12 protein-coding genes are annotated in these 12283 nt (G+C 29.7%); 6 read left to right on the top strand and 6 right to left on the bottom strand.

The annotated features are described in order from the left end of the window. Positions 1–87: 87 nt before the first annotated feature. A complete protein-coding gene (locus CHB63_RS15940) occupies positions 88–2184 on the top strand; it encodes a M13 family metallopeptidase (protein ID WP_176420419.1) in 2097 nt (698 codons plus the stop codon). A 66-nt stretch (positions 2185–2250) separates the two neighbouring features. On the opposite strand, the gene nadB is transcribed toward CHB63_RS15940, so the two are convergent. From nadB to CHB63_RS15925, 3 genes are all read right to left on the bottom strand, one after another. Further along, a complete protein-coding gene (gene nadB / locus CHB63_RS15935; RefSeq protein WP_245857052.1) occupies positions 2251–3834 on the bottom strand; it encodes an L-aspartate oxidase in 1584 nt (527 codons plus the stop codon). A 10-nt stretch (positions 3835–3844) separates the two neighbouring features. Beyond that, the gene (nadA, locus tag CHB63_RS15930) at positions 3845–4840 is read right to left on the bottom strand and encodes a quinolinate synthase NadA (RefSeq protein WP_176420417.1); all 996 of its coding nucleotides are present in this window, start codon (positions 4838–4840) and stop codon (positions 3845–3847) included. Between the two features lie 121 nt (positions 4841–4961). After that, the gene (locus CHB63_RS15925) at positions 4962–6014 is read right to left on the bottom strand and encodes a branched-chain amino acid aminotransferase (protein ID WP_089379474.1); all 1053 of its coding nucleotides are present in this window, start codon (positions 6012–6014) and stop codon (positions 4962–4964) included. Positions 6015–6139: 125 nt separating this feature from the next. Here CHB63_RS15925 and CHB63_RS15920 point away from each other — a divergent pair, with 125 nt between their 5' ends. From CHB63_RS15920 to mnmD, 3 genes are read left to right on the top strand one after another with little or no spacing between them, the layout of a single operon-like run. Then, entirely contained in the window at positions 6140–6646 is a 507-nt protein-coding gene (locus CHB63_RS15920) for a DUF4920 domain-containing protein (RefSeq protein ID WP_089379473.1), read from the top strand. Further along, positions 6646–7077 (top strand): hypothetical protein, encoded by a 432-nt coding sequence (locus CHB63_RS15915; RefSeq protein ID WP_089379472.1) that lies wholly within the window; start codon positions 6646–6648, stop codon positions 7075–7077. Before CHB63_RS15920 ends, CHB63_RS15915 begins: the two co-directional genes overlap by 1 nt. Positions 7078–7080: 3 nt before the next feature. Continuing rightward, on the top strand, positions 7081–7746 hold the full coding sequence (mnmD, locus tag CHB63_RS15910; protein ID WP_089379471.1) for a tRNA (5-methylaminomethyl-2-thiouridine)(34)-methyltransferase MnmD: 666 nt from the start codon (positions 7081–7083) through the stop codon (positions 7744–7746). A 345-nt stretch (positions 7747–8091) separates the two neighbouring features. Here the strand turns inward: mnmD and CHB63_RS15905 are convergent, their stop codons facing one another. Both CHB63_RS15905 and CHB63_RS15900 read right to left on the bottom strand, forming a co-directional pair. Then, on the bottom strand, positions 8092–9216 hold the full coding sequence (locus CHB63_RS15905; protein ID WP_089379470.1) for a glycosyltransferase family 2 protein: 1125 nt from the start codon (positions 9214–9216) through the stop codon (positions 8092–8094). Next, entirely contained in the window at positions 9213–10112 is a 900-nt protein-coding gene (locus CHB63_RS15900) for a lysylphosphatidylglycerol synthase domain-containing protein (RefSeq protein ID WP_245857049.1), read from the bottom strand. The genes CHB63_RS15905 and CHB63_RS15900 overlap by 4 nt, the downstream gene beginning before the upstream one ends. Before the next feature lie 63 nt (positions 10113–10175). Between CHB63_RS15900 and ruvC the strand changes: the two genes are divergently transcribed. After that, positions 10176–10730 carry a crossover junction endodeoxyribonuclease RuvC gene (gene ruvC, locus CHB63_RS15895; RefSeq protein WP_089379468.1) on the top strand — a complete coding sequence of 185 codons (555 nt, stop codon included), beginning with the start codon at positions 10176–10178 and terminating at the stop codon, positions 10728–10730. A 1-nt stretch (position 10731) separates the two neighbouring features. On the opposite strand, the gene CHB63_RS15890 is transcribed toward ruvC, so the two are convergent. Further along, a complete protein-coding gene (locus CHB63_RS15890; protein WP_089379467.1) occupies positions 10732–11019 on the bottom strand; it encodes a putative quinol monooxygenase in 288 nt (95 codons plus the stop codon). 114 nt (positions 11020–11133) lie between these two features. Between CHB63_RS15890 and hemW the strand changes: the two genes are divergently transcribed. Then, positions 11134–12273, top strand: a complete 1140-nt coding sequence (gene hemW, locus CHB63_RS15885) for a radical SAM family heme chaperone HemW (RefSeq protein WP_089379466.1) — start codon at positions 11134–11136, stop codon at positions 12271–12273. Positions 12274–12283 lie beyond the last annotated feature (10 nt).

Genomic DNA, 12283 nt, shown 5'->3' with positions numbered 1-12283 from the left:
TAATTTTAAGCTAAAAAATCAATAAAATAATGTTATTTTATTGTCAATTATGTTAAAATAATCCAGAATTAATTCAATCGCACAATTATGACAAATTTTTTAAAAAGATTAATGCCTTATTTTTTAATAGGAGCATTTCTATTTATTATTTCTTGTAAAGGAGAAAAACAAGTAGAAGTAGAGAAAATACCTGGAATTATCGTAGAAAACATGGATAATACTGTACGCCCAAACGATGATTTCTTTAGATACGTAAATGGTAATTGGTTTGATAAAACCGAAATTCCAGCAGATAGGACTTCTTGGGGTGGTTTTAATGAGTTAAGAAAAAAAACTGATGCAGATGTGCTTACCATTTTAGGTGAAGCTATTGCAGAAGATACTTTCCCTAAACTTAAAGATGCTCAGGGAAATTTAACTTTAGAATCTGATCAAAAGAAAGCAGTAAATTTTTATGAGACCATAATGGATACTGTAGCCAGAGATCAACAAGGCCTTGATCCAATAAAGCCATTTTTAGCTAAAATTGATGAAATATCTAATTTATCAGATTTGCAAAATTTCTTAACTGAGATGTCACCATACGGACAAGGTGGTTTTTTTGGTTTTGCGGTGTTTAATGATCTAAAAGATAGTAAAATGAATGCAGGTTACGTTACACCTGCAGGTTTAGGATTGTCGCGAGATTATTACGTTGATCAAGATGAAGATACTAAAGGGAAACGAGTAAAGTACATAGCTCATATTGCTAGAATGCTTCAATATTTTGGAGATACAGAGGAAATGGCTAAGTTAAATGCTGAAAAAGTTTTTAAATATGAGTATAATTTAGCTGAACCTAGACTTACAAAAGAAGAGTCTAGAGATACAAGAAAATTGTACAATCCTAAAACTATGGAAGAATTAACAGCTTTAACTCCATCGGTAAATTGGGAGACATATTTTAAAGGTTTGGGAATTGAAAATTTGGATAGAGTTATTGTTATGCAGCCAAAATATATGGAGGCAGTTGAGAAAATTTTAACTTCAAGTTCAATGGATGATATCAAATTATATTTACGTTGGACTGCAATAGACAGAGCAGCAAGTTTATTAAACAATGAATTGGAAGTTGCAAACTGGGAGTTTTATAGTAAAGAATTACAAGGAGTAAAACAACAAAGACCAAGAGATGAAAGAGCTTTAGCCAATTTAAATGGTTCAATTGGTGAAGCGTTGGGTAAATTATATGTAGATAAAAAATTCCCGCCCGAAGCAAAAGCTAAGGCGGAAGGGATGATAAAAAATGTAATGCTAGGTTTTGAAAAGCGAATTAATGATTTGGAATGGATGAGTGATGAAACCAAGCTAAAAGCAATAGAAAAACTAACTAAAATGACGGTTAAAATAGCTTATCCGGATAAATGGAAAGACTATTCTTCAATGGATGTTAAAGGTTTAAAAGATGGAGGGTCTTATTTTCAAAATTCAGTAAATATTTCAAAATGGAACTTTGAAGAAAATATTAATAAATTAGGAAAACCAGTTGATAGAACAGAGTGGGGTATGGCACCTCAAATTGTAAACGCCTATTTTAATCCTGTTAATAATGAAATAGTTTTTCCAGCTGCAATATTGCAACCACCTTTCTATAATTACCAAGCAGATGAGGCTGTTAATTATGGTGGAATTGGTGCAGTAATTGGTCACGAAATTTCACATTGTTTTGATGATTCCGGTTCGAGATTTGATGCTGATGGTAATTTAAATAATTGGTGGACAGATGAAGATTTAGAACAGTTTACTGCTTTAGGGAAAAAATTAACGGATCAGTACAGTGAAGTTATTGCAATAGATGATGTAAAATTAAATGGTGAATTTACACTTGGAGAAAATATTGGTGATTTGGGAGGTATAAATGCTGCTTATGATGGATTGCAAATATTTTTTGAGCAAAATGGAAGACCTGAAAATATAGATGGTTTTACAGCTGAACAACGTTTTTATATGTCTTGGGGAACAATTTGGAGAACTAAAACCAGAGATGAAGCTTTAAAAAATCAAATAAAAACGGATCCTCATGCTCCAGGAATGTATAGGGCTTTTATGCCACTTCAAAATGTAGATGCATTTTATACAGCATTTAATATTGTTGAAGGTGATAAAATGTATTTAAAACCAGAAGACCGAGTTAAAATCTGGTAAAAAAATATTATTATAATAAAAAAAGGAGCCTTAAAAGCTCCTTTTTTTATTTGTTATATAAATGGTTTACACTAAATCAGCACTATAAAATCCTCCTCTATTTTCTTTTCTATTTTTAGAAAACTGTGTAATTAAATAGGCTGTTGTTATTAAATTTCTTAATTCACATAAATCAGTAGAAAGCTCAGAATGATCGTATAAACGTTTGTTGTCTTCGTACAAAACTCTTAATCTTCTTTCGGCGCGCAACAGCCTTTCATTTGACCGAACAATACCAACATAATTACTCATAATAGTTTTTACTTCATTTCTATCATGAGTAATTAAAATTTTCTCCATATTTTTCACAACACCACTATCATTCCAAACAGGAACATTTATAGGTTCTTTAATTTTATGAAAGCGTTTTTTAAGATTTTCATATGCATTATTGGAAAATACAAGACCTTCTAATAATGAGTTTGATGCTAGTCTGTTAGCTCCGTGCAATCCAGATCGTGTAACTTCACCAGATGCATATAAGTTTTTTAAGGAAGTTTTTCCTTTTTTATTAATATTTACGCCTCCACAAATATAGTGCTGAGCAGGAGAAACAGGTATGTAATCTTTTCTAACATCAATACCTAAGCTCATACATTTTTCAGTAATATTAGGAAAATGCTTTTTAAAAGCTTTATAATCTAGATGTGTACAATCTAAATACACATGTGGTGTACCACTTTTTTTAAGTTCATTATCAATTGCTCTGGCAACAATATCACGAGAGGCTAATTCTTCCCGATCATCGTATTTCTTCATAAATCGCTCGCCATAATAATCTCTTAAAATAGCACCTTCACCTCTAACTGCTTCTGAAATTAAAAAAGCAGGATATTCTCCCGGATTGAATAATGCTGTCGGATGAAATTGAATAAATTCCATATCAGAAATTTCTGCTTTTGCTCTATAAGCCATTGCTATTCCATCTCCAGTTGCAATTACAGGATTTGTTGTGGTGCTATAAACTTGCCCGTTTCCACCAGTAGCTAACATAGTAACTTTTGCAGAAAATGTTTTAACAATGCTTTTCTTTTCATCTAAAACATAAGCACCATAGCAAGTTATTTTTTCTTGTCTTTTGGTTTGTTGTTTTTTTACTTGATGCTCAGTTATAAGATCAATAGCATAATGGTAGGTTAAAAAAGTAATATTCTCAGCTTTTTCAACTTTTTCAATTAGTGCTCGTTCTATTTCAGCACCAGTAATGTCTTTATGATGTAAAATTCTATCCTGAGAATGTCCTCCTTCTCTTCCTAAGGAATAATTTCCATTAGTAGTTTTGTCAAATTTTGTACCCCAGTCAATTAATTCCTGTAAGCGTTCTGGAGCTTCTTCAACAACCATTTTAACTATTTTTTCATCACAAATTCCATCTCCAGCAAGTAATGTGTCTTCTATATGTTGTTCAAATGAATCTACTGTTTTATCCCAAACTGTGGAAATTCCACCTTGAGCATATTTTGTATTACACTCATTTTTTTCGTTTTTGGTAATAATAGTTATTGTGGCATCTTTAAAATTTTGTGCAGTTTTTAATGCAAAAGATAGCCCCGCAATTCCTGAACCAATTACTAAAAAATCTGATTTATGTATTTTTTTTGAAGCATTCATTTGAATGAATTTATTTAGAAAGTTCTAGCATTCGTTCTATTGAAACTAGAGCTTTTTTACTTAGTTCTGGATCAACTTCAACGTGTGGTAATTCGTGTTTTAAACATAAATACAATTTTTTCATAGTATTCATTTTCATATAAAAACACTCGCTACAGTTGCAACTATCATCTTCAACAGGAGCTGGAATTAAAATTTTGTCTGGAGAATCTTGTCTCATTTTATGTAAAATACCAACTTCAGTTGCAACAATAAACGTTTTGGCTTTACTTGTTTTTACATAATTTAGTAGTCCAGATGTTGATCCAACATATTTAGCAACTTTTAACAAATGTGCTTCAGACTCTGGGTGAGCAATAATTTCTGAACCAGGATTTTCAGCATATAATTTTAATATTTTATCAATAGAAAAGGCCTCGTGAACCATACAAGCACCATCCCAAAGCAACATATCTCTACCAGTTTTTTTAATTAGCCAAGCACCTAAATTTCTATCAGGAGCAAAAATGATTGGTCTATCTTTTGGAATAGAATTTATAATTTTTTCAGCATTTGAGGAAGTACAAACAATATCTGTAAGGGCTTTTATTTCTGCTGAAGTATTAACATAAGAAACTACAATATGATTTGGATTTTCTTTTTTAAATGCTTCAAAATCAGCTGGAGGACAAGAATCTGCCAATGAACAGCCTGCTTTTAAATCTGGAAGTAAAACCTTCTTTTTCGGATTTAATATTTTAGCGGTTTCGGCCATAAAATGCACACCTGCAAAAACTATTATATCAGCATCTGTAGTTGCTGCTTTTTGCGCTAAAGCCAAGCTATCACCAACAAAATCAGCAATATCTTGTATTGCATCTTCCTGGTAATAATGTGCTAAAATAATTGCATTTTTTTTCTTTCTAAGTTTTTTTATTTCTTTAACAAAGTCAACACTTTTAGGTGTTTCAATATCTAAAAATCCTTTTTCTTTTATATTTCGTTTAGCTAATTGTAATGTCGTCATAATTTTTCTTTCTTGGTTAAGACCAATAAATATGCCAAACAATCGGATTAGTATCCGATTGTTTTGGTTGTTGCAATGTATAAAAAGTTATAATTTTAGGCAAGTATTACCTTGATTTGAATTATTGTACTTTAACTCTCCAGCCAAATTTATCTTCAGCTAAGTTACGTTGAATATCAGTAATGCTCTTTTTAATAAAAGAAGCATAGCTATTTTCAACTTTTGGGAGTTCAAATTTTTCGTCTTTATGCGCAAAGCCTAAAATTGGGCTAATAACTGCTGCCGTTCCTGCTCCAAACATTTCTAAAAGTTCTCCTTTTTTAGCTGCTTCAACAATTTCGTCAACCCTAATAGGTCTAACTTCTACTTTTATTCCTTTATCTTCTGCGAATTGAATGATGCTTTTGCGAGTAACGCCGTCCAAAATTCGTTCACTGGTTGGAGCAGTTAATAAAGTGTCATTAACTCTAAAAAACACATTCATAGTTCCTGCTTCTTCTAAAAACTCGTGGGAAGAAGCATCTGTCCATAAAACTTGCTGATATCCTTGTTGTGCAGCTAATTTTGCAGGATAAAAAGATGCAGCATAATTTCCTGCAGCTTTTGCAAAACCAACACCTCCATTTGCAGATCTACTATATTTATCCGCAATTACAACCCTAACTTCACCAGCATAATAAGCTTGCACAGGTGAGCAAATAATCATAAATTTATAGTTAGTAGATGATGATGCCGAAACACAATTTTCAGTAGCAATTATAAAAGGACGAATGTACAACGCATTGCCTTCACCTTTTTGAACCCATTCACTATCCAATTTTAACAATTCAATCAATCCTTCAAAAAAGTATTCTTTAGGAAAGGCGGGCATATCTAACCTTTCTGCCGATATGTTAATACGTTCTTGATTTTGATCTGGCCTAAACAACCAAATATCATTATTATCGTCTTTATAAGCTTTCATACCTTCAAAAACAGCCTGTCCATAATGGAAAACTTTTGCTGAAGGATCAAAAGAAAGTGCTTGGTAAGGTCTTATTTTAGGTGTTTGCCATGCTCCATTTTCAAAATCACATTCAAACATATGATCTGTAAAAATCTGACCGAATTTTAAATTGCTAAAATCAACGTTCGAGATTTTTGATTTTGCTATTTTTTCTATATGTAAAGCCATTGTTACTTTAAGTTTATTTTAAACAAAATTACTTATTTTTTTTAATTTATAATTTTAAATCTTTTTAAAGTTAATTCCTTATTTTTAATATATTTGCCTAAAATGTTGAATTTAAACAATTTGAAATGATAAAGAATGCAGTATTAGTAGTTTTAGCCTTATTTTTTTTAGCTTCATGTAAAAATGAAAAGGTTAAAAATGTAGAAAAAGAGGTTGAAAAACAAGAGGTTAGTTACCTTTCATTTGGTGATGAAATTGAAGATGATAATGTAATATCAAAAGAGGAAATGGCTGAAAAATATAAAGGGCTAAAAGAAGGAGATACTATTAATGTAAAATTTGCTTCAAAAATAAATACAGTTTGTAAAAGCAAAGGTTGCTGGATGAATTTAGATTTAGGAGAAGAGCAAGAGTCTTTTGTTAAATTTAAAGATTATGGTTTTTTTATGCCTCTTAATTCAGATGGAAGAGCAGTAATTGTTAACGGTAAAGCATTTGTTAAAACTACTTCAGTTGAAGAATTACGTCATTTTGCCGAAGATGGAGGTAAATCTGAAGAGGAAATTGCTAAAATAATAGAACCAAAATATACATTGTCGTTTGAGGCAGATGGTGTTTTAATGATAAAATAATGAAGAAGTTTATTGTTTTAATATTATTTGGTCTACCCATTTTATCTTGTAATTCTGTAAAAAAGGAAGAAGTGAAAAAGGCTAATGAAGAGTTAGTGATGTATCAATTTTCTGAAATGGCATTGCTTATGGAAGAAATGTATAAAACTAATGAAGTTCTTAAAAATAAGATTATTAATAATGAGGATGTTGGTGAATTTTCTGATAAGTTTTTAAATATTCATTCAGCTATTTTAACGGATCCAAAAGATAGAAATGACAGTTTCGAAATTTTTTCGAAAGCATTTATAGAAAATCAGCAAGCAATTTTTTCAGCTTCACAGAATGAAGTGAAAGATCAATTTAACATTATGGTTAATACTTGTGTTGCTTGCCATAAAACTACGTGTCTTGGTCCAATTCCAAGAATAGAAAAGTTACTTATAAAGTAAGTCGTGAAACGAGAAATAATTATTACTTCAGACGGTTCTTCTACCATACATTTACCAGAGTGGAACGAGCAATATCATTCAAAACATGGTGCGATTCAAGAAGCAATTCATGTGTTTATTAAAAGTGGATTATCTCTTTTTTCAAACCAAAAAATTAATATTCTTGAAATTGGTTTTGGAACGGGATTGAATAGTTTTATTACTTATTTAGAAGCTCCAAAAATGAATATAGAAGTAAATTATGTTGGAGTAGAAGCGTATCCTGTAGTTTCTGAAGAAATTGAGAAACTAAACTATGTTGATGAATTAAATGCAACAAAGTTTAAGAATGTTTTTAATGAAATGCATCTACAAGATTGGGAAGCTGAAAATATAATTTCATCTAAATTTTCACTAACAAAAAGAAAGCAATTTTTTTATGAAATTATTGATGTTGAAGCTTTTGATTTAATTTATTTTGATGCATTTGGAGCCAGAGTTCAGCCAGAATTGTGGACAGAGGAAATATTTAAAAAAATGTTTGAAGCATTAAATAACGGAGGAGTTTTGGTAACTTATAGCGCGAAAGGAAGTGTTAGACGCGCAATGCAATCTGTTGGGTTTTTAGTTGAAAAATTACCTGGGCCTCCTGGAAAAAGAGAAATGTTAAGAGCAAAAAAAGTAAAATAAATTATGGAAAACCGATTTAAAAAACGGAAAAAACCAAATAATAAACGAGCATTTATATTGTTAATAGTACTTCTAATTATTATTTTCTTTTGGTATAATATAGAAAGTTTTATTACTGGGTTTTTTAATTAGAAAGCCGAGTTCGATTTAAGAATAAAAACAAACTGCGGATAATCATAAATTTAAAAAGACGTCATTGCGAATTTTACTTTTTTAAGTAAAATGTGTCAATCTGACTATTAATAAACAGATTACCACAGTCGTAACTCCTTCGCAATGAGATAACCGACTGATATACAGAAATTATTAGGTTTTCTTATATTGAACTCACTATAGAACTTAACATTATTTTTTAAAAGTTCTCCCTTTCCATTGATAGGTTTTAAATAGCGTAGAAAAGGAGATGAAAGCAATATAAAAAGGATAAAAAACACATGTTATTAAATAATATCTTAATGACAAATTACTCTTTAAAAAGCGTGTAGATTTAATTATTAAAATTAAATCTACAATTGTTTTAAGCACTAAAAGAATTAAAAAAACACTCCAATAAGAAGGTTGGAAAATCAATAAAATTCCCAAAAGAATTAGCATTAAGTTTTCTAAAAATACTGTTGCCGCAACTATTTTGGAAAAAGAACTTGTATAAGCTGTAGTTTTTGATGCCCAGCGTATTTGCTGGTTAAAAAATAGTTTCCACGTTTTTTCAGAAGAAGTTTTTACGGTAGCTTCATTAGATTTTAAGTAAGCTACTTTTTCAGGAAGCAATTGTAACATTTTTTCTAATAAAAAAATATCGTCACCACTTGCAATGGCTGAGTTTCCTTCAAAACCATTTAATTCAAAAAAAGTATTTTTATGGTAACACAAATTTGCGCCATTACACATGAATGGTTTTTTAATTCCAAAACCTCCAATAGTACTTCCTATTAAACTTATGAAATTTAAATTTTGAAAGTGAAATAATAAACCTTTCTTAGTTTTAAATTTTACCGGAGCACTAATAAATAATGGTTTTTTTTCTTCTATAAATTGATTGAAAATAAATAACCAATTTTTTGGAACTTCACAATCAGCATCAGTAGTAATAATCCAATCGCGATTGGCAATTTTTATTGCTGAATTTATTGCATCTTTTTTTGGTGAATTTGTTGTTCTTTCATTTTCAATCTGAATTAATTTCAGCGTTGGATTATGCAATTTATAATGTTCAATAATTGAATTATAATCGTCTTTGGAAGCATCATTAACTAAAAGAATTTCAAATAAATTTTTTGGATAATTTATTAAAGAAAGCGATTTTAATAAATTTGGTATATTATGTGCTTCATTTCTAAATGGAATTATAATTGAGAAGGTGTTTTTTGGAGCTATATTTTTGTTTTTTATTGTTTCAATTTTATCAAAACCAATTATAAAAAAAATAATTAAAGCGGCGTAAAAAAAAGTTATAATGAAAGCGATAATCATTCTATTTCAATCAATTTAAAATTTAACACAAATATACTTCCAAATAGGGCAGGAATTGCAAAGTTTAAAAGCCACATTATAGTTGTAATCGTTATAATTGTCAATTCATTTATTCCAATTAAGCCAAATAACCAAACAGCAATGGAGCCTTTAATAACCCAATCAAAAATTGGTAAACTGGGTATTATTGAAGCCAATAAATACATACAGAAAAGTAAATTCATGACTGTAAAATAATCTGTTTCAATTCCAAATAATAGCAATAAATAATAGAACTGATGCGAAAAAAATAAGTATCGTAAAAGAGATAAAATCAACGTTTTATAGAAGATTGTTTTCGGTAGTTTTATAAAGTAAGTTCTTATTTTATGAAGCTGAAATTTGTCTCTTAATAAATAAATTAAAAAACCAACCACTATTATAATTAGGATGTTTTTTGAGTTAACAGATGGAATGGGGAAGTTGAAATTCATTATTAAATAAGCCATTCCAATTATTCCAAAAAATAGCGTAACACCTAACTGACTCATATTTCCAATTAGATTTAATAACATTATTTTTTTTCGTTTTTCTTTTTCAAAAAACAGCGCTTTTGCACCATATTCTCCAATTCTATTTGGCGTTATTAGTGATGCTGTTAATGATGCGAAGCATTGTTCAAAAGCATCAAAAAACGTTATTTTTTTTTCGGGTGAAACTAATGTTTTCCATTTAAATATTTCTAACAACCAATTGGCATCTGTAAACAAAAGCAGTAAGATAAGTTTCCAAATATTAGTTGTCCATATAACCGAAAATTGCTCTCTAAACTTTGAGAATGTTAGCAAGTTATTATTAATTAATTTTTGATAAATAAAATAAATTGCGCCAAATACAATTGCTAACTTAAATAGCAATAAAAGTTGGGGTTTATATTTGTGCAAGATATTGTACATTTGGTTTTACAAATAAACAACTAATTGAGTTTAGAAAAAATCATATTGGGAATTGATCCTGGAACCACCATTATGGGTTTTGGATTGATAAAAGTAGTAAATAAAAAAATGGAGTTAATTCAGTTGAATGAGTTAATGCTAAAAAAATATGACGATCACTACGTAAAATTAAAGCTAATTTTTGAACGCACTATTGATTTAATAGAAACGTATCATCCAGATGAAATTGCTATTGAAGCACCTTTTTTTGGTAAAAATGTACAGTCAATGTTAAAGTTAGGACGTGCTCAGGGTGTTGCAATGGCGGCAGGATTATCTCGTGAAGTGCCAATTACAGAATATTCTCCTAAGAAAATTAAAATGGCAATTACAGGCAATGGTAATGCCAGTAAAGAGCAAGTTGCAAAAATGTTACAGAGTTTGTTAAAAATAAAAGAATTACCTAAAAATTTAGATGCAACAGACGGTTTAGCGGCAGCTGTTTGTCATTTTTATAATAGCGGTAAAATAACTTCAGGTAAAAATTATACAGGCTGGAGCGCTTTTGTAAAACAAAACGGAAATAGAGTAAAGGAGTAAATTAAATTATCACATCACACTCATACGTTTCGTATTTTTTGTCAATTACTAAATTTCTATGCTCTCTAAAAAGGTGGTATTCTTTAGAGTTTTCCATTTTAACTCTATCTTCTTTGGAGTTCCAATATTCAACTAAAAAAAACCTGTTTTCTTCATTTCTATCTTTAAAAATATGAAAATGATCTAAGCCTGCAGGTTTAGCTTCTGTTAATTCTTCAAATTTTTGAAGTTCAACAAATGTAATTCCTTCACCTTCTTTAACTTTAAATGATACTATATATGTGTACATGATTGACGCTTTTTATCAAAAATACAATAGTGTTTTCACAAAAAAGGTAACTTAAATCACCTTTTGCAGTTTTTTATTAAGTTGTACTTTTGAAAAATCTAAAAATAAATTGAATTGGCAGGAATATATATTCACATACCATTTTGTAAACAAGCTTGTTATTATTGTGATTTTCATTTTTCAACATCTTTAAAAAGAAAAGAAGAACTATTAAATTCAATTAAAAAAGAATTATTGTTGAGGAAAAATTTTGTAGAAAATGAAACTATTGAAACAATCTATTTTGGAGGAGGTACGCCATCACTTTTAACAATTGTAGAATTAGAATCAATTTTTGAGGTTATTTATAGCAACTTTTCAGTTATTGAAAAACCTGAAATTACCTTAGAAGCCAATCCGGATGATTTATCTGAAAGTAAAATAAAGGAATTGGCAGCTTCTCCAATAAACAGGCTCAGCATTGGCATCCAATCTTTTTTTGAAGATGATTTAAAATTTATGAATCGTGCGCATACTGCTGAAGAATCTAAAAATTGTTTATCTGTGGCGATGCGTTACTTTCATAATATTACAATTGATTTAATTTATGGAGTGCCTAATATGACAAACGAAAAGTGGTTGAAAAATTTGCAAATTGCTTTTGAATTTGGAGTTCCGCATATTTCGAGTTATGCACTAACCGTAGAGGAAAAAACAGCATTACATTCCTTAATTAAAAAAGGAAAAGTTCCGCCAGTTGATGAAAATTTGGCGTTAACCCATTTTAATACGTTGGTTGAAGAAACTCAAAAAAGAGGATTTATTCAATATGAAATTTCCAATTTTGGGAAGCCAAACTATTTTTCAAAGCACAATACTTCTTATTGGTTAGGCGAAAAATATTTAGGAATTGGACCTTCAGCGCATTCATTTAATGGTTTGGAACGTTCATGGAATGTTTCAAACAACGCAAAATATATAAAATCTTTAAATGAAAATACACTTCCCATAGAAACCGAAATTTTATCTATAAAAAACAGATTTAATGAATATATTATGACTGGTTTACGCACTATTTGGGGAGTTGATTTAAAAAGGATTGAACAGCAATTTGGTATTGATTATTTGCTGCATTTAGAAAAAAATGCCCAGCCTTTTGTTGAAAAAGAATTATTAAAATTTCAATTAAATGATAACGGTAATACAGTTTTAACAACTACAAAAAAAGGGAAGTTTTTAGCAGATGGAATAGCAAGTGATTTATTCATAATATAAAAACATTGCA

It is taken from the genome of Lutibacter flavus, assembly GCF_900188355.1.
Lineage (GTDB): Bacteria > Bacteroidota > Bacteroidia > Flavobacteriales > Flavobacteriaceae > Lutibacter > Lutibacter flavus.
The sequence above is the reverse complement of the archived record's forward strand: the minus strand, read 5'-3'. Positions and strand labels throughout refer to the sequence as shown.

Coding starts and splice junctions, on each gene's coding strand:
- CHB63_RS15915 (WP_089379472.1), top strand. CDS start 6,646: ATGAAGAAGTTTATTGTTTTAATATTATTTGGTCTACCCATTTTATCT.
- nadB (WP_245857052.1), bottom strand. CDS start 3,834: ATGAATGCTTCAAAAAAAATACATAAATCAGATTTTTTAGTAATTGGT.
- CHB63_RS15905 (WP_089379470.1), bottom strand. CDS start 9,216: ATGATTATCGCTTTCATTATAACTTTTTTTTACGCCGCTTTAATTATT.
- nadA (WP_176420417.1), bottom strand. CDS start 4,840: ATGACGACATTACAATTAGCTAAACGAAATATAAAAGAAAAAGGATTT.
- CHB63_RS15920 (WP_089379473.1), top strand. CDS start 6,140: ATGATAAAGAATGCAGTATTAGTAGTTTTAGCCTTATTTTTTTTAGCT.
- CHB63_RS15890 (WP_089379467.1), bottom strand. CDS start 11,019: ATGTACACATATATAGTATCATTTAAAGTTAAAGAAGGTGAAGGAATT.
- CHB63_RS15940 (WP_176420419.1), top strand. CDS start 88: ATGACAAATTTTTTAAAAAGATTAATGCCTTATTTTTTAATAGGAGCA.
- CHB63_RS15925 (WP_089379474.1), bottom strand. CDS start 6,014: ATGGCTTTACATATAGAAAAAATAGCAAAATCAAAAATCTCGAACGTT.